The sequence below is a fragment of the Nocardia sp. NPDC056611 genome (assembly GCF_042792755.1).
Lineage (GTDB): Bacteria > Actinomycetota > Actinomycetes > Mycobacteriales > Mycobacteriaceae > Nocardia.
In genome coordinates this window covers 187,652-210,520 of the sequence record NZ_JBHTVV010000004.1, presented here as the reverse complement: position 1 = coordinate 210,520, position 22,869 = coordinate 187,652, and the positions used below count along the sequence as shown (strand labels likewise).

At 69.7% G+C, this 22,869-nt stretch carries 23 protein-coding genes; 9 read left to right on the top strand and 14 right to left on the bottom strand.

The features are described from left to right. Nucleotide 1 precedes the first annotated feature (1 nt). The 3 genes from ACFRAQ_RS22365 to ACFRAQ_RS22355 all read right to left on the bottom strand — a co-directional run bounded on the left by ACFRAQ_RS22365 (nucleotide 2) and on the right by ACFRAQ_RS22355 (nucleotide 2,070). Nucleotides 2-172, bottom strand: coding sequence for a DUF2613 domain-containing protein (locus tag ACFRAQ_RS22365; RefSeq protein ID WP_071812209.1), 171 nt, complete (start codon nucleotides 170-172; stop codon nucleotides 2-4). A gap of 148 nt (nucleotides 173-320) precedes the next feature. Continuing rightward, complete coding sequence (locus tag ACFRAQ_RS22360; RefSeq protein ID WP_379102588.1) at nucleotides 321-1,412, bottom strand: isochorismate synthase MenF; 1,092 nt, start codon at nucleotides 1,410-1,412, stop codon at nucleotides 321-323. 163 nt (nucleotides 1,413-1,575) lie between these two features. Next, nucleotides 1,576-2,070 carry a universal stress protein gene (locus ACFRAQ_RS22355; protein WP_379102586.1) on the bottom strand — a complete coding sequence of 165 codons (495 nt, stop codon included), beginning with the start codon at nucleotides 2,068-2,070 and terminating at the stop codon, nucleotides 1,576-1,578. 234 nt (nucleotides 2,071-2,304) lie between these two features. Here ACFRAQ_RS22355 and ACFRAQ_RS22350 point away from each other — a divergent pair, with 234 nt between their 5' ends. Next, nucleotides 2,305-2,745, top strand: a complete 441-nt coding sequence (locus tag ACFRAQ_RS22350) for a hypothetical protein (protein ID WP_379102583.1) — start codon at nucleotides 2,305-2,307, stop codon at nucleotides 2,743-2,745. Nucleotides 2,746-2,761: 16 nt separating this feature from the next. Further along, nucleotides 2,762-3,871 (top strand): ADP-ribosylglycohydrolase family protein, encoded by a 1,110-nt coding sequence (locus ACFRAQ_RS22345; protein ID WP_379102581.1) that lies wholly within the window; start codon nucleotides 2,762-2,764, stop codon nucleotides 3,869-3,871. Between the two features lie 74 nt (nucleotides 3,872-3,945). Here the strand turns inward: ACFRAQ_RS22345 and ACFRAQ_RS22340 are convergent, their stop codons facing one another. Then, nucleotides 3,946-5,268 (bottom strand): acetyl-CoA C-acetyltransferase, encoded by a 1,323-nt coding sequence (locus tag ACFRAQ_RS22340; protein WP_357094168.1) that lies wholly within the window; start codon nucleotides 5,266-5,268, stop codon nucleotides 3,946-3,948. Nucleotides 5,269-5,418: 150 nt separating this feature from the next. Between ACFRAQ_RS22340 and ACFRAQ_RS22335 the strand changes: the two genes are divergently transcribed. Both ACFRAQ_RS22335 and ACFRAQ_RS22330 read left to right on the top strand, forming a co-directional pair. After that, nucleotides 5,419-6,777: a 3-oxoacyl-ACP reductase gene (locus ACFRAQ_RS22335; protein WP_379102578.1), complete on the top strand. Its 1,359-nt coding sequence runs from the start codon at nucleotides 5,419-5,421 to the stop codon at nucleotides 6,775-6,777. Then, nucleotides 6,777-7,643 (top strand): MaoC family dehydratase, encoded by an 867-nt coding sequence (locus ACFRAQ_RS22330; RefSeq protein ID WP_379103698.1) that lies wholly within the window; start codon nucleotides 6,777-6,779, stop codon nucleotides 7,641-7,643. Before ACFRAQ_RS22335 ends, ACFRAQ_RS22330 begins: the two co-directional genes overlap by 1 nt. Nucleotides 7,644-7,859: 216 nt before the next feature. On the opposite strand, the gene ACFRAQ_RS22325 is transcribed toward ACFRAQ_RS22330, so the two are convergent. From ACFRAQ_RS22325 to gnd, 4 genes are all read right to left on the bottom strand, one after another. Continuing rightward, entirely contained in the window at nucleotides 7,860-9,035 is a 1,176-nt protein-coding gene (locus ACFRAQ_RS22325) for a DUF5685 family protein (RefSeq protein WP_379102576.1), read from the bottom strand. 100 nt (nucleotides 9,036-9,135) lie between these two features. Then, entirely contained in the window at nucleotides 9,136-9,744 is a 609-nt protein-coding gene (locus ACFRAQ_RS22320; RefSeq protein ID WP_379102574.1) for a TetR/AcrR family transcriptional regulator, read from the bottom strand. A gap of 130 nt (nucleotides 9,745-9,874) precedes the next feature. Beyond that, nucleotides 9,875-11,044, bottom strand: a complete 1,170-nt coding sequence (locus tag ACFRAQ_RS22315) for a glycoside hydrolase family 3 N-terminal domain-containing protein (RefSeq protein WP_379102572.1) — start codon at nucleotides 11,042-11,044, stop codon at nucleotides 9,875-9,877. Nucleotides 11,045-11,129: 85 nt separating this feature from the next. Continuing rightward, nucleotides 11,130-12,158 carry a phosphogluconate dehydrogenase (NAD(+)-dependent, decarboxylating) gene (gene gnd, locus ACFRAQ_RS22310; protein WP_379102570.1) on the bottom strand — a complete coding sequence of 343 codons (1,029 nt, stop codon included), beginning with the start codon at nucleotides 12,156-12,158 and terminating at the stop codon, nucleotides 11,130-11,132. Between the two features lie 258 nt (nucleotides 12,159-12,416). On the opposite strand from gnd, the gene ACFRAQ_RS22305 reads away from it, so the two are divergent. After that, complete coding sequence (locus tag ACFRAQ_RS22305; protein WP_379102568.1) at nucleotides 12,417-14,120, top strand: VanW family protein; 1,704 nt, start codon at nucleotides 12,417-12,419, stop codon at nucleotides 14,118-14,120. Between the two features lie 85 nt (nucleotides 14,121-14,205). Here ACFRAQ_RS22305 and ACFRAQ_RS22300 read toward each other — a convergent pair whose 3' ends face one another. After that, nucleotides 14,206-16,032 carry an acyl-CoA dehydrogenase gene (locus ACFRAQ_RS22300; RefSeq protein WP_379102566.1) on the bottom strand — a complete coding sequence of 609 codons (1,827 nt, stop codon included), beginning with the start codon at nucleotides 16,030-16,032 and terminating at the stop codon, nucleotides 14,206-14,208. Between the two features lie 369 nt (nucleotides 16,033-16,401). Here ACFRAQ_RS22300 and ACFRAQ_RS22295 point away from each other — a divergent pair, with 369 nt between their 5' ends. Further along, nucleotides 16,402-17,007, top strand: a complete 606-nt coding sequence (locus ACFRAQ_RS22295; RefSeq protein ID WP_379102564.1) for an alpha/beta family hydrolase — start codon at nucleotides 16,402-16,404, stop codon at nucleotides 17,005-17,007. A gap of 36 nt (nucleotides 17,008-17,043) precedes the next feature. Here the strand turns inward: ACFRAQ_RS22295 and ACFRAQ_RS22290 are convergent, their stop codons facing one another. Further along, entirely contained in the window at nucleotides 17,044-17,616 is a 573-nt protein-coding gene (locus tag ACFRAQ_RS22290) for a TetR/AcrR family transcriptional regulator (RefSeq protein ID WP_379102560.1), read from the bottom strand. A gap of 78 nt (nucleotides 17,617-17,694) precedes the next feature. On the opposite strand from ACFRAQ_RS22290, the gene ACFRAQ_RS22285 reads away from it, so the two are divergent. After that, nucleotides 17,695-18,585: an SDR family NAD(P)-dependent oxidoreductase gene (locus ACFRAQ_RS22285; protein ID WP_379102558.1), complete on the top strand. Its 891-nt coding sequence runs from the start codon at nucleotides 17,695-17,697 to the stop codon at nucleotides 18,583-18,585. 15 nt (nucleotides 18,586-18,600) lie between these two features. Here ACFRAQ_RS22285 and ACFRAQ_RS22280 read toward each other — a convergent pair whose 3' ends face one another. From ACFRAQ_RS22280 to ACFRAQ_RS22265, 4 genes are all read right to left on the bottom strand, one after another. Next, on the bottom strand, nucleotides 18,601-19,329 hold the full coding sequence (locus ACFRAQ_RS22280) for a class I SAM-dependent methyltransferase (protein ID WP_379102556.1): 729 nt from the start codon (nucleotides 19,327-19,329) through the stop codon (nucleotides 18,601-18,603). A 104-nt stretch (nucleotides 19,330-19,433) separates the two neighbouring features. Beyond that, entirely contained in the window at nucleotides 19,434-20,540 is a 1,107-nt protein-coding gene (locus ACFRAQ_RS22275; protein ID WP_379102554.1) for a DUF4185 domain-containing protein, read from the bottom strand. 156 nt (nucleotides 20,541-20,696) lie between these two features. After that, complete coding sequence (locus ACFRAQ_RS22270) at nucleotides 20,697-21,455, bottom strand: crotonase/enoyl-CoA hydratase family protein (protein WP_379102552.1); 759 nt, start codon at nucleotides 21,453-21,455, stop codon at nucleotides 20,697-20,699. 9 nt (nucleotides 21,456-21,464) lie between these two features. Beyond that, nucleotides 21,465-22,244 carry an alpha/beta fold hydrolase gene (locus ACFRAQ_RS22265; protein WP_379102550.1) on the bottom strand — a complete coding sequence of 260 codons (780 nt, stop codon included), beginning with the start codon at nucleotides 22,242-22,244 and terminating at the stop codon, nucleotides 21,465-21,467. A gap of 98 nt (nucleotides 22,245-22,342) precedes the next feature. On the opposite strand from ACFRAQ_RS22265, the gene ACFRAQ_RS22260 reads away from it, so the two are divergent. Both ACFRAQ_RS22260 and ACFRAQ_RS22255 read left to right on the top strand, forming a co-directional pair. Beyond that, a complete protein-coding gene (locus tag ACFRAQ_RS22260) occupies nucleotides 22,343-22,567 on the top strand; it encodes a hypothetical protein (protein ID WP_379102548.1) in 225 nt (74 codons plus the stop codon). After that, nucleotides 22,554-22,850 carry a hypothetical protein gene (locus tag ACFRAQ_RS22255; protein WP_379102546.1) on the top strand — a complete coding sequence of 99 codons (297 nt, stop codon included), beginning with the start codon at nucleotides 22,554-22,556 and terminating at the stop codon, nucleotides 22,848-22,850. The genes ACFRAQ_RS22260 and ACFRAQ_RS22255 overlap by 14 nt, the downstream gene beginning before the upstream one ends. The last annotated feature ends 19 nt before the right edge of the window (nucleotides 22,851-22,869 follow it).

The window sequence follows — 22,869 nt, the reverse complement described above, 5'->3', positions numbered from 1 at the left end:
GTCAGCGCGAGCCGTACTCAACGTTGTTCAGCAGCGACGATGAGGCGTCACCGCTGCGGTCGATATCGGGCCGCTTGTCCTGCGAGGCCGCCATCGTGATGACCAGGACCGCCGCCAGGCCGACGAGGGCTCCACCGACAGCACTCGCTGCACCAGGAACGGCAAACTTCATCGCGGTACTCCCAACATCGGACGCATGCGTAACCCGGCCAACCTAGCAGGTTTTGACGTGGGGGCTGCCCGCCCCCACACCCCAGGTCGAAATGAATCCCGGGGGCCGCGCCCCCGAACCCCAGCGACGGGTGGCGTCAGCGCTGCCGCTATTCGGGAATCACGCAGTGCAATCCGCCCAGGAAGGTGCGGAGTTTGGCGGTGGTCTCGTGGAGTTCGGCGACCGGGTCGGAGGCCGAGACGATGCCGCCGCCGGCGGAAGCGCGCAGGGTGCGGGCGTCGGCGGCGAGTTCGGCGCAGCGGATCGCCACGAACCAGTCGCCGTCGCCGGTGGCGTCGCACCAGCCGACCGCGCCGCCGTAGAAGCCGCGGTCGCCCTCGAGCGCGGCGATGGCGTCCAGGGCCAAGTCGGTGGGGGTGCCGCAGACCGCGGGGGTGGGGTGCAGCAGAACGGCCAGGTCCAGGGCGGTGGTGGCCGGGTCGCGCAGGACGCCGCGGATGGGGGTGGCCAGGTGCCAGACCTCGGGGGTGGAGAGCAGTTCGGGGGCGTCGGGAATGGATAGCTCGGTGCAGACGGGGGTCAGCCGTTCCCGGATCCAGTCGATCACGTAGGCGTGCTCGTCGCGATTCTTGGTGCTGGCCAGCAAATCCCGGGCTTGCTCGGCGTCGGCGGCCGGATCGGCGAGCCGGGGCAGGGTGCCCGCCAGCGGGCGCAGGGTGACGGCGCGCCCGTGGCGCGACACCAGGGTTTCCGGCGTCGCGCCGAGCAGGGTGTCGCCCGGCCGTCCGGCGGCGGTCAGGTCGACGGCGTAGACGGCGGCGCGCGGATGCCTGGTGACCAGGTGGGCCGCGATCACCTCGGGTTCCAGCGGGGCCTCCGCCGCCACCCGCAGCGCGCGGGCGGCCACCACCTTGCGCAGCGGCTGCGCGGGATCGCCCAGCTGCTCGACCAGTTTGGTGACCCGCGCGACATGGTCTGCGGCACTCGGTATTTCGGCGACGACCCGTACACCGGGCAGCTCCGGCAGGGCGGCGGGCCGCCACGGACCGGCGGTGTGGAGGGCCTGCTCGGGCGCGGTCAGTGCGGTCCGCCCGCGCGGATCGAAGGGCAGCGCGCCCACGATCAGCTCGGCCGCGCCGGACCGCAGCGCCGTGCTCGCGGCCGCCGCCGAGTCGAACGTGGCCCGGGTGCCGGAGGCGCGCAGCACACCGTCCGGGGTCGCGAGCAGAAATCCGTCCATGATGGATCGACGATAGCCCCGCGCCCGAGCGCTCGAGCCCGGGGAGCGACGCATCTCTCACCCGGCCGTCGGCGTGGTGAGACGGATCACCCTGCGGCCCAGCATCTTTCCCGCAAGCGGTGCGATCCGGCCCGCGAGCGGGCCGCCGAGCGGCGCCGGAGCCTCACCGACCGGCGGGTTTCGGGTCGGGTTCGCGGCCCGGCGGAACCATCAGCACCGGCCGGTGGCAGTGCTTGAGCACGGCGTCGGCGACGCTGGAGTGCATGAGGGCGCGGATGCCGGTGGCCCCGCGGGTGCCCGCCACGATGATGTCCACATCCAGCTCGTCGGCGGTCTCGACGATGGCGGTCCAGATGGTGGTGCCGCACTCCACGGTGCGAGCCTCAGCGTTGAGACCGGCCAGTTTGGCCAGCCGCACGCCTTCGGCATTGATATTCCGGGCGTCCACGAGCGCGACGTCCTCTATTTCGTCGTCGGTCATCCACTCCGGCTGCATCACCCCGGACAGCCCCGACAGCCGCGCGGCCTGTCGCACCATCGGCTCCCACGCCGTCAGCACCACGGCCCGATTCGCGGCCAGGAACCGTCCCGCGTATTCGACGGCCCGCCGGGCGTTCTCGGAGCCGTCGTAGGCGATCAGCATCAAATCGCAGGGCATGACGAACCTCCTGGTAGGAACGCCTCTCTGTCCTCCCGAGGCTACCCCTCGAGCCCGCTGTCCAGTGGACTTGGCAAGGCCCGGCACGTCGCAAGTTCTCCACAGTTTGCGAACGATTCACCCAAAGCGGTGGTGCGATGGGGGGTACGGGTTTTCACTGAAATTGTCGGCTGTCGCCGACGATCGACATCGCCGTCGTTGGAGCAGGGCCCGAACGAGGGGTGGATTGTGCGGTTGGACGAGCTGACGACCCCGCAGGAGTGGGCGCGTGTGTACCGCTCCCTGTTCGGTCTCCCCTACGTGCACGTGACCACCCCCGGCTTCGTGGTGCTACCGCTCAACGACGCCATCGCGGCGTTGAACACCCCGGAACCCTTGGGGGGCTTGATCCTTCACGAGATGATGGAGCGCGGCACGCCCGGCCCGGTGCTGGTGCGCGACAAGCCGCCGCGCCGCACCTTCCTCGCGGTCTTCGACGGCTACCCCGGCGACGACCTGCTGGAGCTGCTGGAGCGCAACAGCGTCGACATCGGCCCGCACCGCAGTAATGTCATCCTGCCCACCGGATTCGGGCGGCACACCCACGAGGGTCGCTGGTGGGCGCGCGAGCCCCAGCGCGACGAATCGCTGCCGTTGCTCTCCGAGGTGGTCGCGGCCACCCGCGCGGTGCTCTGACCGCTGCGGTATCGAGGTGACGATCGAGGCGGCCATGTTCGGCCATCATGAGGCCGACCCCCGCGCCCTGCTGTATTACGAGTGGTGTCAGCGCACCGAATCCGGTTACGCCGTGGACGAGTTCGAGGAAGAAGTGCACGAGCTCACGAACACCGACCGGCCGGTTCCCGCGGCCTGCTTCCGGCTCCTGGACAAGATCGAACACGCGCCCCGGCTACCGGATTGGCCCTACACGGAGTGGGCCGACGCGCCGCATCTCGGCAATCCGCCCGGGAGCGACCAGGATTCGGCCGGACCGCTGCCGGAACCGGAACTGCTGGACCGCCTCCACGGCGGCTGGCTCGGCCGCCACACCGCCCGATCCCGCGCCGTCGCCGAGGTCGACTACGCGGTGCTCGGCCTGCACCTGCTGGAACGCCACGGCCTCGACTTCAGTCCCGACGACGTTGCGGCCGAATGGCTCGAGCGCCTGCCGTTCCTCCGGACCTACACCGCCGAACGAGTCGCCTACCGCAATCTCATCGACGGTTTCGCCCCGCCCGACACCGCCACCTACCGAAACCCCTACCGGGAGTGGGTCGGCGCCCTCGCCCGCGCCGACATCCACGGCTACACCCACCCCGGACACCCCCGGCGGGCTGCCGGCGCGGCCGCCCGCGACGCCTCGATCTCCCACACGGGCAACGGTTTATGGGCCGCCATGTGGTCGGCCGCCCTGATCGCGGCCGCCTTCACCGACCATGTCCCGGCCTCGGCGCTGACCGCCGCCGCGGCCGTCGTCCCGGCCCGTTCCCGCCTCGCCGTCGCCCTGGCCGAGGTGCTCGCCGACCACGCTCGCGGCGACACCTGGGAGCGGGCGGTGACCGCCGTCCACGCCCGCCACAACCACTACAACCGGGTGCACGCCATCGGCAACGCCTGCCTCATCGCGGCCGGATTGCTCTGGGGCGAAGGCGATTTCGACCGGACCGTCACCCTGACCGCCCGGGGCGGCTGGGATACCGACTCGAACAGCGCGACCGCCGGGTCGGTGGCGGGCATCCTGACCGGAGCCGCCGCGCTCTCCACCACCGACGGCAGCGGTCTCGCCGACCTGGCCGGCCGCACCCGAAACCTGTTCGTATAGACCCGGATACGTGAAAGGCGGTGCGATCCGAAGACTCGGACCGCACCGCCTTCGCGGGGATGACGCGGTGTCGACTAGCGCTCGACGATGGCGACGACGCCCTGGCCGCCCGCGGCGCAGATGGAGACCAGCGCGCGGCCGCCACCCTTCTCCGCCAGCTGCTTGGCGGTCTGGGCGATGATGCGGCCGCCGGTGGCGGCGAACGGGTGGCCCGCGGCGAGCGAGGAGCCGTTCACGTTCAGCTTGGAGCGGTCGATCTTGCCGAGCGCGCCGTCCAGGCCCAGCCGCTCCTTGCAGTACTGGTCCGACTCCCACGCCTGCAGGGTGGCGAGCACCACGGAGGCGAAGGCCTCGTGGATCTCGTAGTAGTCGAAGTCCTGCAGGGTCAGGCCGTTGCGGGCCAGCATCCGCGGCACCGCGTAGGTGGGGGCCATGAGCAGGCCGTCGGGGCCGTGGATGTAGTCCACCGCGGCGACCTCGGAGTCCACCAGGTAGGCCAGCGGGGAGAGGTTGCGCGAGGCCGCCCACTCCTCGGAGCCCAGCAGCACCGCGGACGCGCCGTCGGTCAGCGGGGTGGAGTTGCCGGCGGTCATGGTGGCGTCGCCCAGCTTGGTGCCGAAGACCGGCTTCAGGGTGGCGAGCTTCTCCAGGGTGGAGCCCGGACGCAGGTTGTCGTCGCGGGTCAGGCCCAGGAAGGGGGTGATGAGGTCGTCCATGAAGCCGCGGTCGTAGGCGGCGGCCATGTTCTTGTGCGACAGGTAGGCCAGCTCGTCCTGCGCCTCGCGGGAGATGCCGAATTCCTTGGCGGTGATGGCGGCGTGGTCACCCATGGACAGGCCGGTGCGCGGCTCGGCGTTGCGCGGGATCTCGATGCCGACCATGGACGGGCGCAGGCGGCCGACCAGCTTCACGTAGTCGGAGTTCTTCTTGGCGCGGTTGGCGTCGAGCATCCACTCGCGCATGCCCTCGCTGACGCCGATCGGCGCGTCGGAGGTGGTGTCGGTGCCGCCACCGATACCGTTCTCGATGCGGCCCAGGGCGATGCCGTCGGCGACGGTGACGATGGACTGCAGGCCGGTGCCGCAGGCGAGCTGCAGGTCGTGGGCCGAGGTGTACGGCGACAGGGTCGAGCCCAGCACGCTCTCGCGGATCATGCCGTGCTCGCCGACGCGCTTGAGCACCGCGCCGCCGACGACCATGCCCAGCCGCTCGCCCTGCAGGCCGAAGCGGGAGACCAGGCCGTTCAGGGTGGCGGTGAACATGTCCTGATTGGAGGCGTGGGCGTACTTGCCGTCGGACCGCGCGAACGGGATGCGGTTACCGCCGAGGATGGCAACCGGGCGGGCCTGCTTGGTGTTCTTGGCCGCGGCCTTCGCCGAACGGGCTTTGGTGGTCACTCGAGTCTCCTGAGGGGTGACGTCAGTCGGTTTACATTAAACTTACTCTGGAGTAAGTTCATTTGTCGACACCGTACCCCGCAGATGTGCGCAATGCCGCTCTTGAAGAATCCACCGTCCGCGGGCCTAGACAAGGAGAAGGTAGGAAACGTGGCTGCCAGCAAGAGCAAGGGCGCTCCCAACCTCTACGGATCTTTCGTTCACTCCGCCCCCGGCGCGTTCCTGGCCTCGAAGCTGGGCCTGCCGCAGCCGGAGGCGCTGCGCCGCTACAAGGCGGGCGAAGCCGCCCTCCCCGGCCCCGTGCTGCTCGGCGGCAAGGGCCGCGCCGCGGACGCCGTGCGAAACCTGCTGGGCGACTACACCTTCGTCGACGCCGTCACCCCGGGCGTGAAGTTCGGCGCGCTCGTGTTCGACGCCACCGGCATCAAGACCATCGAAGAGCTGCAGCAGCTGTTCGAGTTCTTCCAGCCCGCCATGCGCAGCATCGCCCCCTCGGGCCGCGTGCTGGTCATCGGCACCACCCCGGAGCTGGCCGGTTCGGTCGACGGCCAGATCGCGCAGCGCGCGCTCGAGGGCTTCACCCGTTCGGTCGGCAAGGAGCTGCTGCGCGGCGCCACCGCCAACCTGGTCTACCTGAACCCCGAAGCCGCCACCGCCGCAACGGGTCTGGAGTCCACCCTGCGTTTCGTGCTGTCGGGCAAGTCGGCCTTCGTCGACGGCCAGGTCTTCCGGGTCGGCTCCGACGACGCCGTCGCCCCCGCCTCCTGGGACAAGCCGCTGGAGGGCAAGGTGGCCGTGGTCACCGGCGCCGCCCGCGGTATCGGCGCCACCATCGCCGAGGTCTTCGCCCGTGACGGCGCGACCGTGATCGTCGCCGACATCCCGGCCGCCGGTGAGGCGCTGTCCGAGACCGCCAACAAGGTCGGCGCCACCGCGCTCGCGCTGGACGTCACCGCCGCCGACGCCGCCGAGAAGCTGGCCGCCTTCGCCACCGAGCGTTTCGGCGGCATCGACATCGTCGTCCACAACGCCGGCATCACCCGCGACAAGCTGCTCGCCAATATGGACGAGGGTCGCTGGAACTCGGTCCTCAACGTGAACCTGGCCGCGCCGCACCGCATCACCGAGGGCCTGGTCGCCGCGGGCGCGCTGCGCGCCGGGGGCCGCGTCATCGACGTGTCCTCCATCGCGGGCATCGCGGGCAACCGCGGTCAGACCAACTACGGCGCGTCCAAGGCCGGTGTCATCGGCATGGTCAACGCCGAGGCCCCGAAGCTGGCCGAGAAGGGCATCACCATCAACGCGGTGGCCCCCGGCTTCATCGAGACCGCCATGACCGCCGCCATCCCGCTCGCCACTCGCGAGGGCGGCCGCCTGCTGTCCTCCCTGCTGCAGGGCGGTCAGACCGTGGACGTCGCCGAGACCATCGCCTACTTCGCCTCCCCGGCCTCGAACGCGGTGAACGGCAACATCGTTCGCGTCTGCGGCCAGGCCATGATCGGAGCATGATGTCGCAGACCATCACCCTGTCCGAGGTGCCGAAGAACGGCGGCCTGTTCGTCAAGGCCGCCCTCGGCGCGCTGCCGGTGCCCGGACTCTCGGCCCGCAAGCCGACCCTGCCCGACCGCAGCGTCCGGCTGGAGGGCTTCCGGGTGAACCCGGACCACCTGGCCGCCTACTGCCGGGCCGCCGGGCTGCGCTTCAGCGACTCGCTGCCGCTGACCTACCCGTTCGTGCTCAGCTTCCCGCTGGCCATGCAGCTGGTCGTCGCCCGGGACTTCCCGTTCGTGGCGGTCGGCGCGGTGCACGCGGAGAACGTCATCGAGCGCACCCGCCCCATCTCGGTCGCCGAGCCGCTGGACTTCGACACCCACATCGAGAACCTGCGCGAGCACCCGAAGGGCCTGCTCGTGGACGCCGTCACCGAGGTGAGCGTCGGTCGTGAGCTGGTGTGGCGGCAGGTCACCACCTTCCTGCACCAGCAGCGCACCTCACTGTCCGGCGGCCCGAAGCCGGAACCGAAGCCGGACGAGGTGCCGCCCGCGCCGCTGCGCACGCTGCGGGTCGATCAGAAGATGATCAACCGCTACGCCGCCGCCTCGGGCGACCACAACCCGATCCACACCTCCGCGTTGGGCGCCAAGGCCTTCGGATTCCCGAAGCCCATCGCGCACGGCATGTGGTCGGCGGCCGCCATCCTCGGTTCCATCGAGGGCCGGGTTCCGGACCGGACCACGTACTCGGTGAAGTTCGGCAAGCCGATCCTGCTGCCGTCCACCGTGAACGTGTACGCCGACCAGGTGTCCGGTGGGTGGGACTTGTCCTTGAAGCACCCGAAGAAGGGCTATCCGCACCTGACGGCTACGCTGCGCTGATCCTCGCAACACGGAGCGGTCTCAGCTCCGCGGCGCGAGGGAGTGTTGAGCCCGGCACCCGCAGACTCGGGCCGGATCGCGATGCGCGGTTCGCCCGATGGGGGTGAGGAGCCGCACGCTGTTTCCTATTTCGGATGTCGCCACGCAGGGGTTTCTACATCCGGGACGGAACAGCGTGCGGCTCTTGCCATTCCGGAGCCGTACGAAATCCGGGCGTCAGCAGCTGCAATCGCAACCGCAGTCGCAGCAGTCGCAGTCACAGTCGCAGCAGTCTCCGCAGCCGTCACAGCCGTCGCAGCCGCAGTTCCCGCAGCCGTCGCAGCAGTTCATCCACGGCTCTTTGCGGCGGCCGCTGCACGGGCCGGTGTGCTCCGCGCAGCACGCGTAACCGGTGCAGTACTGGGTGCAGATGATGCCGAGCCCCTCGAGCAGGCTCGGCTGCTTGATCAGGTCATCGGAATCCGGGCGCTGGGTGAAGGCGGCCACCGGCAGAGCGGCGGCCTGGGTGCGGCACGCGCCCGTGGCGCAGGTGTGGACGACGCCCGCGGCCCGGCCGAGCCGCTTGACCACGCCGCCCAGCGGGTCGAGCAGCGCCCAGCGAACCGTGGCGGTCCGGTCCAGGGCGACCCGGGACAGGGCCGCGCGCAACAGCGAATTCGATTCGGCCACCAGGGCATGCGCCTGCTCGGGCGTGGTTCCGGTGGCGGACAGCGGATTGAAGCGACCCTCGGCGCGGTCTGCGTCGAGATCCTCGAGCGCGTCCGCGAGATGAGCGATCCGGCCGAAATGCCATCCGGCGTCGCGCAGCGCGTCGGCGTTCTCGGGGCGATCGGCCAGGATCGCGGTGTGCGCGAACAGTTCCGCGGCGCAGACCTGGGTCGGCTCGGTCAGTTCCGCCAGCGAGCTGCCGGGCGAGTTCTCCAGGCGCAGCTGCGATTCGATGGCCGCGATCAGGGGTTCCACATCCAGGCCCAGCGGCGCGGCGGCCGAGCGGGCCCGGGCGTGCCAGCGGGTGGAGACGCGGGTCAGCGGGCGGCGGGCCAGCCGGTGGGCGTCGCCGTCGTCCACGTGATCGCGAATCTTGGCCGCGCCCAGCAGCAATGACGCGGTGGCGGCCAGCCGGACCCCGGGCGCGTCCGCGGCGAGCACCTCCGCCCGGCGCATGCCGCGCAGTGCGCACGGGCCCGCGGCCGTGCGCGGCGAAGGCAGCGATTGCTGCGCCTCGGTGAGGATCTCGAGCACGATGGCGTCGGTATTGGTGGCCGCGCGGGCCAGCTGGCCGTGGCCGTCGCGCAGGCCCAGGCACAGGCCGCACATGTGCGCCTGCCACGCCGAGGGGTCGATTCCGTGCCGTGCCGCACTGTGCGCGCACGGCTTCAGCAAGCCGAACAAGATGTCCCCGCTCCCCGGCCGGAAGGGCCGTCCTGCAACACGATCGCAGCGAACTGTGGCAGGCGCGCGCCGGGACGGCAAGTCCGGTGGGCCGACCGGCTCAGGCGGGCTCGGCCCGCTTCTTGCTGCCGGACAGGCCGCGCCAGGCCAGATCGTCGAGCAGGTTCACGGCCACGTCCATATCGATCTGCCCGCTCGCGACCCGGTCGGCGATGGCCTCGCCCGCGCCGATCACCGCCACCGACACCACCTCGAAATTGGTGCCCGGCTCGGCGTACTTGGCGCTGGACTCCAGCAGTTTCGCGGTCAGCTCGATGATCCGGTCGCGGCTGTTGGCGATCTCGGTGGCGAACGGCTGCTGGCCGAGCGCCTGCCGGTAGAGGACCTGCCAGGACAGCCGATTCTGGTCCACGTAGGCGAGGAACGCCTCCAGGCCCGCGCGCAGCTGCTCGTGCGGGGTGAGCTTGGGGTTGCCCGCGACCGCGACCGCCTCGATGAACCGCGCGCTCTCACGCAGGATGCAGGCGCGGAAGAGTTCGTCCTTGGAGCCGTAGTAGAGGTACAGCATCGGCTTGGAGATCTTCGCCTCGGCGGCGATCGCGTCCATCGAGGTGTCGTGGTAGCCCTTGCGCGAGAAGACCTCCACGGCGGCGTCGAGCATCTGCTGCTCGCGCACCGCGCGAGGAAGCCGTTTCGTTCCGCCTGCCATTCACTCTCCTCGGACCGGACAGTCGGCGCTCATCGCAAGCGCCGAAGCCCTTATCTTACTCCATGGTAAGTTCCGCCAGTGTGAATTGCCGGTGATTCGCCAAGCCTGGACGGCGGCGTCTGGGTCGATCTCAGCAGTGCGGCGCGGAGCCCTTGAACTTTGCCATGCGCAAGACCGAGGCATCCACCTGGGATCCCGGTAAGCGGCCACTGTTCACCGCCGCCACGAGCCGGTCCAGCACCTTCGGCACCGCGTCGGTGGTGATCCACAGGGCGTTGTCGGCCCCCGCGATCAGGGCGGCCTCCACCGCGTCCTCGATGCTCATCCGGCTGGTGATCGCGGCCATGCCGCCCAGGTCATCGGTGAAGATGACCCCCTCGAAGGGTGCTGCGCCGTAACCCGTGCCCTGACGCAGCAGCGCCATCGCCTGCGGGCTGATACTCGCCGGCACATTCGGGGTGGTCAGACCCGGCACGTCCAGGTGCCCGACCATCACGGCGGCGCCCGAATCCACCAGATTGCGGAACGGCACCAGGTCCGTGGTCTGCATCTGATCCAGCGGCGGCGTGCGCACCGCGCCGGTGTGCGAATCACCCGAACCCGAGCCGTGACCCGGGAAATGCTTGATCACGCTGCCCAGCCCGGCGTCCTTCATCGCCCGGATCTGCGCGCCCGCGTACTGCGTCACCACATCCGGATCGTCGGAGAAGGAGCGGTCGCCGATCACCGAGTCGTCGGACTGCGCGCTCACATCCGTGTCCGGCGCGAAGTCCACGGTCACACCGAGGGCCCGCAGCTTCTTCGCGCGGTCCAGGCTGAAGGTGTAGAACTCGTCGGGGCTCATGGTCTGGGCGATCACCCGGGCCGAGGGCGCGGGCCCGATCAGGTCCTTGGCCCGCGAGACCCTGCCGCCCTCCTCGTCGATGGTCACCATGAGCGGGGTCCGCGACGCCTGCTGCACCGCGTCGACCTGGTGCTGGGCCAGCATCGCCTTGTCGGTCCAGCTGCCGATGAAGATGCCGCCGATCTGCTCGTTCCGCACCACGTTCTCGGCGTCGGCCTCACCGGTCACGCCGACGGTCAGCAACTGCGCGAGCTTCTGCCGCAGGGTGAACTCCGAGAGGTACCCGGCCGCGCAGTCCTGCTTGCCCGGCGTCGTCGACGGCGGCGCGACGGCGCTGCTGCTCGATGCCGCGCTGACGCTACTGCTCGGCGCGGCGTCGTTGGTGTCCTTTCCGCTCGAACAGGCGGTCAGGGCGAGGGCGGTTACCGCGACGACGATCCCCGGTGCAAGGCGCATATCTCCGACGGTAGCTCCCCCGCCTCTCCGAGACTTCAGCGGCCAGCCGCGAGCCGTGGTCCGTTTCGCACCCGCCCTATCCCATTTACCGCTTCGGCAGCTCGTGATGGCCGCCGAAGGCCTGGCGCATGGCCGACAGCGTCTTGTCCGCGAACAGGGCTTCGCCGCGGGAGGCGAAGCGCTGGAACAGGGCCGCCGACAGCACCGGTGCGGGCACGCCCTCGTCGATGGCGGCGTCCACGGTCCAGCGGCCCTCACCGGAGTCGGAGACCCGGCCGCCGAAGGAGTCGAGATTCGGGTCGGCGTACAGCTCGGCGGCGGTGAGATCGAGCAGCCAGGACGCCACCACCGATCCGCGCCGCCACACCTCGGCGACCTCGGGGATATCGATGTCGTAGCGGTAGTACTCGGGATGTTCGAGCGGCGTGACTTCGGCGGAATGCTCGTCGTCGCGTTCGTTGCCGACATTCGCTTTGTGCAGGATATTGAGGCCCTCGGCATAGGCGGCCATGGCGCCGTATTCGATCCCGTTGTGCACCATCTTCACGAAATGCCCCGCGCCCGCCGGGCCGCAGTGCAGATAGCCCTGCTCGGCCTGGGACGGAGTGCCGCTGCGGCCGGGTGTGCGGGGGGCGGCGTCCACGCCGGGGGCGATGGATCTCAGCAGCGGATCCAGGTGCGCGACCGGTTCCGGTTCGCCGCCGATCATCAGGCAGAAGCCGCGGTCGAGGCCGAACACGCCGCCCGAGGTGCCGATGTCGATGTAGTGAATACCCTTGGGCCGCAGCGCGTTCGCGCGGGCGATGTCCTCGTGATAGCGGCTGTTGCCGCCGTCGACGATGATGTCGCCGGGCTCCAGCAGCTCGGCGACATTGTCGATGACCGCGCCCGTCGCACCGGCGGGGATCATCACCCACACCACGCGCGGGGTGTCGAGCATCGCCACGAATTTCTGGAGTTCGGTGCTGCCCTGGAACTTGTCTCCGAGTTCCCCGGCGAGTTCCTCGATGTGTTCGGACTTGCGTTCATATCCGACCGCGGTGTGCCCGTCGCGCACGATCCGGCGCACGATATTCGCGCCCATCCGCCCGAGCCCGATCATCCCCAGCTGCATAGGTGTCGCTCCTCCGCCTCTTTCGAGATCAGATGTTGCGTTCGCTATGACGACGATAGCCCTCGCCGGAAACTTTTCCCGATTCGTGAAATGGGTGTGTAACACCCTGGAACCGGTATCGATAGAACGGGTGGCTCCGTGCTGTTGCCAGACCCCCGACCCGGCAACCGCACGGAGCTCTTTGCGTCTCAGGACTGGTCCGAAATCACCCGCCCGGTATCGTTGCAGCAGGTTTGCTGAAAGCTTGGGAGATGGTTCGTGGCCGGTGGAATTGCTCGTGTTCGCCAACTTCTGAATTCGAAGGCCGGGCGTCGCACCGGGATCGCGGTGGGTGTGCTGGTGGCCGCCGCGACGGTCGGATACCTGGTTGATCTGTCTGTTTCGTCCGGAAATGTGCCGCGCGGTACGCAGGTGGCCGGGATCGATATCGGCGGCCAGGACCGGGCGGCCGCGCGGGCCCGGCTGGAACCCGCGCTCGAACAGCGGGCGACCCATCCGGTCACCGTCCGCTCCGGCGACACCACCACCGACGTCGTGCCGCGGGCCGCCGGACTGGACGTCGACTGGGACGGCACGTGGGACCGGATCGGCGGTCAGCCGCTCAACCCCTTCACCCGGATCGCATCCTTCTTCACCACCCGTGATGTGGAGCCCGCGTCCACCGTCGACGCCGCGGCCCTGGACAAGCAGCTGGAGGCCCTGCGGGCGCACGATCGGCGTCCGGTCGAGGGTGGGATCGCCTTCGAGGGCGCGCGGCCCGTCGCGGTCCGCCCGGTGCCCGGCCTGACCCTCGACGCCCCGGCCGCCCGCGCCACGCTGATCGAGCACTGGGCCGACGGCTCGACGGTGACCCTGCCCATGGTGGAGACCCCGGCCAAGGTGACCGCCGACGCCGTCGACCGCACCGTGCGGATGGTCGCCGAACCGGCCGTGCGCGCCCCGATCACATTCACCGGACAGGGCGGCGACGCCACAGTGGAACCGGCGCAGATCGCGAGCGTGCTCTCCTTCCCGCCGGACGGCCATGGCGGACTGGGCCTTTCGATCAACCGGGAGGCGATGATCGCCATCCTGGCCCCGCAGTTGCAGGCCACGGAGACCAAGCCGCAGGACGCGAGCTTCGACCTGAGCGGTCCCCGCGCCGGTGTGCGGCCCGCGGTGCCCGGGCTGCTGGTCGACTGGGACAAGACACTAGAAGACCTTCCGGCCGTCCTGACTTCGCCCGGTATGCGGGTCAAGCCGGTGACCTACCGGGAGGTGCAGCCCAAGCTGACCACCGAGGAGGCGGGCAAGCTCGGCATCACCGAGGTGATCGGTTCCTTCACCACCGGCGGGTTCAGCGGACCGTCCGGGGTGAACATCGGCGTGGTCGCCCGCAAGGTGAACGGCGCGCTGGTGCGGCCCGGGGAGACGTTCTCGCTCAACGGTTTCACCGGCCCCCGCGGTCTGGCCGAGGGCTACGTGGAGTCCGGCATCATCAACAATGGCCGCCCCGCCAACGCGGTCGGCGGCGGCATCTCGCAGTTCGCCACCACCCTCTACAACGCCGCCTATTTCGCGGGCATGGAGGACGCGGGCCACACCGAGCACAGCTACTACATCTCGCGCTATCCGGCCGCCCGCGAGGCCACCGTCTTCGACGGCGCGATCGACCTGAAGTTCCGCAACAACACCCCGTACGGCGTGATCATCGACGCCACCTCCGACGACTCGAACGTGACCGTCCGCATGTGGAGCACCAAGACCGTCGAGGTCGAATCGATCACCGGGGATCGCTCCAAATACACCGAGCCCCAGACCATCACGCTGCCCGCGGGCAAGGACTGCGTCCCCTCCAGCGGCGGCTCCGGCTTCACCACCTCCGACACCCGCGTGATCCGCGACGCCAAGACGGGCAAGGAGATCTCCCGCAACACCCGCACCGTCAAGTACGACCCGATCCCGGTCGTGCGGTGCCAATAACGACCAACAGCGATGCGGCCCGGAAGAATCCGGACCGCATCGCTGTGTGCTGGGAGTTCGGGGGCGGAGCCCCCGGGACCCTACGTCAGAACGCGGCTTCGTCCAGCTCCATGATGTCGTTGTCGAGGTTCGACAGGACGGTGCGGACCGAGGTCAGCTCGGGCAGCACGTTGCGGGCGAAGAACTGCGCGGTGGCGATCTTGCCGTCGTAGAACTTCTCGGTGGAGCCGGCGTCGAGGGCGTTGATGGCGACCTCGGCCTGCGACAGCAGCAGCCAGCCGATGATCAGGTCACCGACGGCCAGCAGGAAGCGGACCGAACCCAGGCCGACCTTGTAGAGCTCCTTCGGGTCCTGCTGGGCGCCCATCAGGTGCCCGGTCAGGGTGGCGGCCATGCCCTGGACATCCTCGAGGGCGGTGGCGAGCAGCTTGCGCTCGGCCTTCAGGCGGCCGTTGCCACCCTCACGCTCGATGAACTTCTGGATCTGACCGGCCACGTGGGCCAGCGCCACGCCGCGGTCGCGGGCGATCTTGCGGAAGAAGAAGTCCTGCGCCTGGATGGCGGTGGTGCCCTCGTACAGCGAGTCGATCTTGGCGTCGCGGATGTACTGCTCGATCGGGTAGTCCTGCAGGAAGCCGGAGCCACCGAAGGTCTGCAGCGAGTCGGTCAGGTACTGGTAGGCCCGCTCGGAGCCGACACCCTTGACGATCGGCAGCAGCAGGTCGTTGACGCGGAACGCGGTGTCCTTGTCGGCGCCCGAGACCAGCTCGGCGACGTCGGCGTTCTGGTGCGCGGCGGTGTACAGGTACACGGCGCGCAGGCCCTCGGCGTACGCCTTCTGCATGGCCAGCGAACGACGCACGTCCGGGTGGTGGGTGATGGTGACGCGCGGGGCGGCCTTGTCGGTCATCTGGGTCAGGTCGGCGCCCTGCACGCGGGTCTTGGCGTAGTCCAGCGCGTTCAGGTAACCGGTCGACAGGGTGGCGATGGCCTTGGTGCCCACCATCATTCGAGCGTTCTCGATGACGTCGAACATCTGCGCGATGCCGTTGTGGACCTCGCCGACCAGCCAGCCCTTGGCGGGCACGCCGTGGCCGCCGAAGGTGACCTCACAGGTGGCCGAGACCTTGATGCCCATCTTGTGCTCGACGTTGGTGACGAACACGCCGTTGCGCTCACCCATGGTGTCGGTGTCGAAGTCGAAGTGGAACTTCGGCACGTAGAACAGCGACAGACCCTTGGTGCCCGGGCCGGCGCCCTCGGGGCGGGCCAGCACCAGGTGCATGATGTTCTCGAAGAGGTCGTCCGAGTCACCCGAGGTGATGAAGCGCTTGACGCCCTCGATGTGCCAGGAGCCGTCCTCCTGCTGGATCGCCTTGGTGCGGCCGGCGCCGACGTCGGAGCCCGCGTCGGGCTCGGTCAGCACCATGGTGGCGCCCCAGTTGCGGTCGGCGATCTTCTGCGCCCACTGCTTCTGCTCATCGGTGCCGTTGTTGTAGAAGACCTGCGCGAAACCCGCACCGGCGGCGTACATCTGGGCGGCCGGGTTGGCGCCCAGGACCATTTCGCCCAGCGCCCAGCCGACGACGGAGGGGGCGCCCAGGCCACCGAGCTCCTCGCGGACCGGAACCTTGGACCAGCCGCCGTCCTCGAGGGCGCGGTAGGACTTCTTGAAGGACTCGGGGAGGGTGACCGTGTGGGTGTCCGGGTTGAAGACCGGCGGGTTGCGGTCGGCGTCGGCGAAGGACTCGGCCAGCGGGCCCTCGGCCAGGCGACGGACCTCGCTCAGCATTTCCTTGACGGTGTCGGCGTCGAGGTCGCCGTAGGCGCCCGCGTCGAGGAGCTTCTGGATGCCCAGGAACTCGAAGAGGTTGAACTCGAGGTCGCGGACGTTGCTCTTGTAGTGACCCATGGTCGTACTCACTCTCCATTGAGATGGGTGCGGTTCGGTGTGTGCCGTTCCCGCCCGTAAGGTCTCCACCGGGTAGACACCGTAAAGCAGCGCTACTAGCGGGTAACTTATGCGCCATGTTACCGACCGGTAGGGGGCCCGCCAACCCGATCGAGGCCGAATGTGACCGAAAGCACGCGGGTAGCCGGGGGCCGGGGTTGTGTTGAGTCCGTGGGGATCCCGTCGTCGCAGGTGAAAGCCCTGCCGGAGATCGATGCCGGGGCGAGGTGAGGCCCTCGACACAGTCGGCTCCCGGCGGGTGGGCAACCCTCCCGCACACCGCCGGTGTGCCGCGCGAATCCGGTCTGTGACGGTGGTTACGGTGCGTATATGCGGATCGAGACGAGTGCCGGACCGGCGGAGGCGGAGATCGCCAAGCCTGGGCGGAACAAGCCCGGATTCCTGCTGGTGCTCACCCACGGCTCCGGCGGCGGGGTCGATGCGAAAGATTTGCTGGCGGTGCGGGATTCGGCCGTCGCGCGGGGCGGCGCGGTGGCGCTGGTGACCCAGCCGTATCGGGTCGCGGGGCGGCGCGCGCCCGGCAAGGCCGACGTGCAGGACGCCGCCTGGCTGGAGATCATCGCGGCCCTGCGGAAGAAGGTCCGGGGCGCGCCGCTGATCCAGGGCGGGCGGAGCAATGGCGCGCGGGTCGCGTGCCGGACCGCGCGGAAGGCCGGTGCGCGCGGCGTGGTCGCGCTGTCGTTCCCGCTGCATCCGCCGGGTAAGCCGGAGAAGTCGCGGCGCGAGGAATTGCTCGAGCCCGGCGATATCGAGGTCGTCGTGGTCAATGGCGCGCGCGACCCCTTCGGCATTCCCGACGCCGCCGATGCGGCCGAGGTGCATGTCATTGCGGGACAGGCGCATTCGTATCGCGCCGGGTTCGAGGAGATCGTCGCCGCGATCGAGCCGTGGCTGGAGCGCTGGTCCGCGAACTGAGCGGTGGTGTACCGCCGACCGGGTTCGCCCGCGGGCTCAGCGGGCTTTGCTCAGGTAGGCGAGCAGGTCGTCGACGAGGTCGGTCGGCGTCGCGTGCCCCTTGCCGTTCGCGTCCAGGTGGCCGGAGGAGGCGAGGTCGGCCGCCCCGTGCGCCAGGGCGCGGACCAGGGAGGCCATGCGCTCGGTGTCGCCGCCGGGCAGGCTGCCCGCCTCCTGGGCCAGCTCGACCAGGGCGATCAGCGCGTTCTGGGCATTGCGGCCGGTTTCGGCGAGTTCGGGGGTCTCGTCGGCCCAGTGGCCGAAGACCAGTTTGAAGCGGGCGGGGTGTTCGAGGGCCCACGCGATGTAGCCGTGCAGCACCCCGCGCAGCATCTCGACCGGCTCCGGGCGCTCCTGCACGATGCGCGCGAAATCCGCTGAGCGTTCGGATAATTCGCGCGCGGCGACCGCCGCGAGCAGCGCATCCTTGTTGGCGAAGTGCTTGTAGGGCGCGTTGTGCGAGACGCCCGCGCCGCTGCCGACCTCGCGCAGCGTGACGGCCTCGACCCCGCCGGCGTCGAGCAGGCGGAGGGCGGAATCGAGCAGCACGGTGCGGGTGGACGGCGGCATCGGTCCATCGTAATCACAGGTTGACAGTGTCAACCAGCGCGCCTAGGTTGACAATGTCAACCTCTGATGGGAGCGGGTATGGACCGGGGAACAACAGCCGTCGTCACGGGCGCGACGAACGGTATCGGGGCAGCGATCGCGCGGCAGCTGGCCGAGGCAGGTGCGGAGGTGGTGCTGGTCGGGCGGGATCCGGGCCGGTTGCGCGCCGCGCGGGAACGGATCACGGCGGCGGTGCCCGACGCCGTACTGCGGGCCGAACTCGCGGACCTCTCGCTGGTCGCGGACGTGCGCGCGCTCGCGGATCGCCTGCGGGACAGCCGGATCGACATCCTGATCAGCAATGCCGCCGTGGTGGCCGACATCGCCGACCGCACCGCCGAGGGCTTGCAGCCGACCCTGGCCACCAATCACCTCGCGCCGTACCTGCTGCTGCGCACCCTGGGTGAGAACCTCGCCGACGCAGGGCGATCCGCGCGACTGGTGGTGGTCGGGGCGTCACCGACCGCCTTGCGCCCGGTGCCCGTCGATCTCGACGATCTGGGATTCCGGAATCCGCGCGCGCTCGGATTCCCGCCCAGTTTCCGGCCTTTCGTGGCCTACGGCCGCACCAAGAACATGAACGCGATGTTCGTGTACAGCCTGGCCGAGCGGCTCGCGGGCAGCGGGGTGACCGTCAACGGCGCGCATCCGGGGATCATCCGGCACACCGGGCTGGGCCGGGAGTCCGCGCGCGGGCTGCTGCGGGTCTTCGGCTGGTCGCAGTGGGTCAATCCGCTGCTGCCCGGTCCCGACGCCGGGGCCGATACGCCGGTCTGGCTGGCCACCGCGCTCGAACTCGAGGGCGTGTCCGGTCGATTCTTCGTGCGCCGCAAAGAGGTCGCGACCGCCGCGCACACCACCGATCCGGCCCGCCGCATTCGGTTGTGGGACGAGAGCGCACGCCTCACGGGGCTGACGGTCGATCACTGACGAGCCGCGCGCCCGTCAGAACATGTCCAGTGCCGGGGGCTGGGGAACCTCGAGGGCCCGCGGCGCGTCCGGGTCCTCGACCGCCGGACGGGTGGCGACCACCAGGGCGTCGATGGCGTCGCGGTCCTCGGTGGGCCGGTGCACGCGGTCGGCGATCTGGACGCGAATGGCCGGTTCGGCGGCGGCGAGATCGGCGATGATGTCGGCCGGGGTGAAGGTGAGGGCCGGATCCTGTTCGCCGCCATAGCCTTCGGCCAGATTGAGGGTGTCGTTGCCGATGACCAGCAGGGTGCCCTCGGGGGAGAGCATCCCGGCCGCGCGCAGCAGCAGGATGCGACGGTCCTCGGGCGGCAGGTGCAGGAAGGCGACCAGGATCAGTTCGTAGGGGCCGGTGATGCCCGCACGATCCAGATCGGTGACATTGCCGTGCACCCAGCGGATGCGCCCGCGCACCGAGCGGGAGAGCCGGGCGGCGACGGTACGGGCCTTGTCGATGCCGGTCTGGGAGAAGTCGACCGCGTCCACCTGCCAGCCGTGGGTGGCGAGCCAGAGCGCGTTGCGGCCCTCGCCGCAGCCCAGGTCCAGCACCCGCGGCAACTCGGGCCGGCCCTCGCCGATCCCGTACCCGCCGACCGGCACCCGGCGTTCCAGCCCGAAGACCTGCTCGACCACCGTGGCGTTCGGGGGCGCGCCCCACACCAGTTCGGTGGCGGAGTAGTGCTCGTCCCATGCGGCGGCATCCATGGGAACGAGTTTAGAAGTCGCGCGCGGAGACGACGCCGCCCGCGAACGCGGGGCGTTCGCGGGCGGCAGGTCGAGCGGGGGAGAGTCCCGAGAGTGGGGTTCCGCTAGAGCGTCGTGTGCATCAGCAGCACGTTGTACTGGCTGTGGACGGTGGTGAGGAAGTACAGGTCGCGCCCGGTCTGGTACGGGAAGATGTAGGGCGCGTACGCGGTCGGGAGTTCGCGGGTGTCGATGAGCACCGACGGCGGGCTCCACGGCCCCTCCGGGCTGGGCGAGGTGTACATGACGACCGAGTTCCACGGGTCGGTGGTGAGCATGATGTATTGCCCGAGGTAGTCGTTCCACATCACCGACATCTCGGAGACGCCGCCGCCCACCACCGGCTGCGCGGCATTGACGTCCTTCTGCCACCGGCCGCCGTCCCAATACTCGTAGGCGCCGAGATCGGTGGCGGCGCCCTCCGGGACGCGGGCCACGTAGGCCGGATGGTTGCGCCCGGAGTCGGTGCCGAAGTCGTACAGGAAGCCGCCGCGCTTGACGAAGGCGTTCATCTGGAAGTTGGAGTTGCCGCCGTCGTCGGCGCGGCGGGTGGCGGGCAGTTCGACCCAGTTCTCGCCGTTGTCGCCGGAGACCGCGAGGCTGGAGTAGTTGGTGGTCCACTGGCCCACGTCGTCCCAGCTCTTCACCGACATCAGGCTCATGATCTGGGTGCCGCCGACCGAGATGGCCGCGGTGGGAATGCGGCTGATCTCGATGAAGGGGATCTTGGGGCTCGGAATCAGGTCGCGGGCCTGGCCGAAGATATCGCGCACCACCGAGTCGAAGTAGATGCCGTTGGACGGGTCCTGGGTGTGCGAGCGGACCAGGATATTGGAACGCCAGGCCCAGGTGCTGCCGACCAGCAGGTTCGGCAGGCCCAGGCCGGCGGTGTCACCGAAGGCGGTCAGCAGTTCGCCGTTGCCGTTGTCCCACATGATGCCCAGGTCGGTGCCGAGCACGTTGTAGGCCTGGGTGTTGTTGGGGCTCGCCATGCCGGTGACCTGGAAGACGGCCTTGGTGCGGCCGGGCAGCTGTGGCAAACCGTTGGTGCCGTTGAGCACGGGAATCGGATTGATGGCGTTGGGGTTCGCTGCGGCCGGTGATGTCATCGCCAGGAGCAAGGCCGTGGCACCGGCCACAGCGGACAGCAGCAGCGGGGCGGTCTTGGTCAATTGCGTGCGTCCTCCGGGTCTCGCCGAATAATGCGCGGACCAAACGGTATGTGGCGGACCGCACAATGCGTTCGACTCGTTGGCAAAGTGTGAAAATGCTAACAGTGATCGCGAGTCGATCGTGACTGCACACCAGTGTGTTTGCCGTGAATTGGCTTACTTTCCATTCCTATCACGTCCGAGGGCCTGTCGAACGATAAGGGGCAGCTGGGTGGCGCGTTCGATGGACAAAGTCCGGCGCACCGAAGTTTGCCACGTGCGGTCGAACATCTTCTTGGCGGCCGCGACCGCGTGCGGGGAGCGCGCCGCGATCCGATCGGCCAGCTGCTCCGCGGCCGCGAGCGGGTCCGCGGACACCTCGGTGACCAGACCGATGCGCTCGGCGTAGGCGGCGTCGACCAGGTCGGCGGTCATGGTCAGCAGCAGCGCCTGATCGATGCCGATGAGCCGCGACAACGTGGCCGCGCCGGTCATATCGGGGATCAGGCCGTGCTTGGCCTCCATCACCGAGAACTCCGAATCCGGTGTGACGAACCGGAAGTCGGCGGCGAGCGCGAGCTGCAGTCCGCCGCCGTAGCAACGACCGTGCACCACCGCGATCACCGGCTGCGGCAGCCGCCGCCATGCCCAGCACGCCTCCTGGAAGGTGTTGGTGCCGCGCCACGGCAGCGGGACGAAGTTGCGGACCACGTCGAGCGGATTGCCCATCGCCTTGGCGACGTCCAGCCCGGAGCTGAAGCTGGGCCCGTTGCCGGACAGGATGACCGCGCGCACGTCCGGTCGCTTCCCGACCACGCCCGCCACCCGGACCAGCTCGTTCAGCATGTCGATGGTCAGGCCGTTGTGCTTGTCCGGCCGGTCGAGGGCCACATACGCCCGGTCGCCGGCGATGGTCAGGGAAACGTTGTGGCTCACGGTCATTCCTTATCCGAGCTGGTCCAGGAGCAGTCGCGCACAGCCGGCCGGATCGTCGGAGAACGGCGTGTGGCCGCTGCCGTGCAGGGTGACGTGCCGCGCACCAGGCAGCAGCGCGCGGGCGCGGCGGGCCTGGGTGGCGTACGTGAGCAGAATGTCACGATTGCCCCAGGCGATGGTGACCGGGACATCGGCCAGGGCGGCCGGATCGGGGAGCCGGAAGTCGGTGAAGGAGGCCAGCGCGGCGTCGAAGCCCTCCGCGCCGAGCAGGCCCTCGACGGTTTGCGTCGACACCCGGGTGTCGAGCTGCCAGGGCTTGCCGAACGCCAGGCCGAGCGTGGCGGACCGGCCCACGGTGTTGCCGAGCACGGCGGGCACGGCCGGGCGCAGCGCGGTGAGCAGCTGTTTCGCACGCCCGAGCGCCTGCTGGCACCAGATCCGGCCGGATGTGTCCCAGAATCCGATGGGGGAGAAGGCGGTGGCCGAGCGGGCCAGGCCGCGCGCGGCCAGGTCCAGGACGATGCCGCCGCCCATGGAATTGCCCGCCAGATGTGGATTCTCGACCCCCTCGGCGGTGAGGAATTCGGCGAGCGTGTCGGCGAGGGTGGTGACGGTGGTGTCGGCGAGCGGCTCGCTGCCGCCGAAGCCGGGCAGGTCCACGGCGATCACCTCGAAGGATTCGGCCAGCGTGCCGATGATCGGCTCCCACACCTCCCAGCGGCTGCCGACGCCGTGCACCAGCACGAGCGGCTCGCCGCTGCCGGTCCGGTAATGGTTCAACGTGGTCATCTGTCACTCCCCAGGCCGCGATCGCTGATGTCACCCTACCGTTGTTGACGCGTCGCCAACAGGCTGGAAAACGGGCCTCCAGCGGTACGATAAAAGGTATGGCAACCCGGAAAGTGACCCTGTCGCTGGACGAAGCCGCCTGGTCATATGCCCAGGACGCCGCCGCCCGCGCGGGCATGTCGCCGTCGGCGTGGATCTCCCGCGCCGCACGCCGCGAAGCCGTGCGGCTGGCGTGCGGCCCGGCATCGGATCCGGTCGACCTCGCCGCCGCCGACGAGGCGGAAATGCTGGCCGCCGAGAAGGAGCTGCGTGCGCAGGGGTGAACTCTGGGTCTACCACCCGCACGGCACCACCCGCACCCGCACCATCGTTCTCATCTCCAGTGACGGCATCAACGAGTCGCCGCGGCCCTGGCTGATCGCGGCCGAGGTCGAGGCCGCCGATCCGCAGGACATCCTCGCGGTCCCGATTCCCGGCCACGGCTGGGTGCACGCCGGCAATCTGGGCCGCATCTATCGCGGCTGGCTGGCCGAGCGGGTCGCCGAGGTGGACACCGAGACGGCCGAGCGAATCGACACAGCGCTGCGCGCCGCGATGGATCTGTGAGAAGGTGCCAGGCGTATTT

Excerpts from the sequence above, each read along its gene's own strand:
- ACFRAQ_RS22290 (WP_379102560.1), bottom strand. The coding sequence starts at position 17,616 with ATGCCGCCGTCCACCCGCACCGTGCTGCTCGATTCCGCCCTCCGCCTG.
- ACFRAQ_RS22360 (WP_379102588.1), bottom strand. The coding sequence starts at position 1,412 with ATGGACGGATTTCTGCTCGCGACCCCGGACGGTGTGCTGCGCGCCTCC.
- gnd (WP_379102570.1), bottom strand. The coding sequence starts at position 12,158 with ATGCAGCTGGGGATGATCGGGCTCGGGCGGATGGGCGCGAATATCGTG.
- ACFRAQ_RS22330 (WP_379103698.1), top strand. The coding sequence starts at position 6,777 with ATGTCGCAGACCATCACCCTGTCCGAGGTGCCGAAGAACGGCGGCCTG.
- ACFRAQ_RS22265 (WP_379102550.1), bottom strand. The coding sequence starts at position 22,244 with ATGACCACGTTGAACCATTACCGGACCGGCAGCGGCGAGCCGCTCGTG.
- ACFRAQ_RS22285 (WP_379102558.1), top strand. The coding sequence starts at position 17,695 with ATGGACCGGGGAACAACAGCCGTCGTCACGGGCGCGACGAACGGTATC.
- ACFRAQ_RS22280 (WP_379102556.1), bottom strand. The coding sequence starts at position 19,329 with ATGGATGCCGCCGCATGGGACGAGCACTACTCCGCCACCGAACTGGTG.
- ACFRAQ_RS22295 (WP_379102564.1), top strand. The coding sequence starts at position 16,402 with ATGCGGATCGAGACGAGTGCCGGACCGGCGGAGGCGGAGATCGCCAAG.
- ACFRAQ_RS22315 (WP_379102572.1), bottom strand. The coding sequence starts at position 11,044 with ATGCGCCTTGCACCGGGGATCGTCGTCGCGGTAACCGCCCTCGCCCTG.
- ACFRAQ_RS22260 (WP_379102548.1), top strand. The coding sequence starts at position 22,343 with ATGGCAACCCGGAAAGTGACCCTGTCGCTGGACGAAGCCGCCTGGTCA.
- ACFRAQ_RS22300 (WP_379102566.1), bottom strand. The coding sequence starts at position 16,032 with ATGGGTCACTACAAGAGCAACGTCCGCGACCTCGAGTTCAACCTCTTC.
- ACFRAQ_RS22365 (WP_071812209.1), bottom strand. The coding sequence starts at position 172 with ATGAAGTTTGCCGTTCCTGGTGCAGCGAGTGCTGTCGGTGGAGCCCTC.
- ACFRAQ_RS22320 (WP_379102574.1), bottom strand. The coding sequence starts at position 9,744 with ATGGCAGGCGGAACGAAACGGCTTCCTCGCGCGGTGCGCGAGCAGCAG.
- ACFRAQ_RS22355 (WP_379102586.1), bottom strand. The coding sequence starts at position 2,070 with ATGCCCTGCGATTTGATGCTGATCGCCTACGACGGCTCCGAGAACGCC.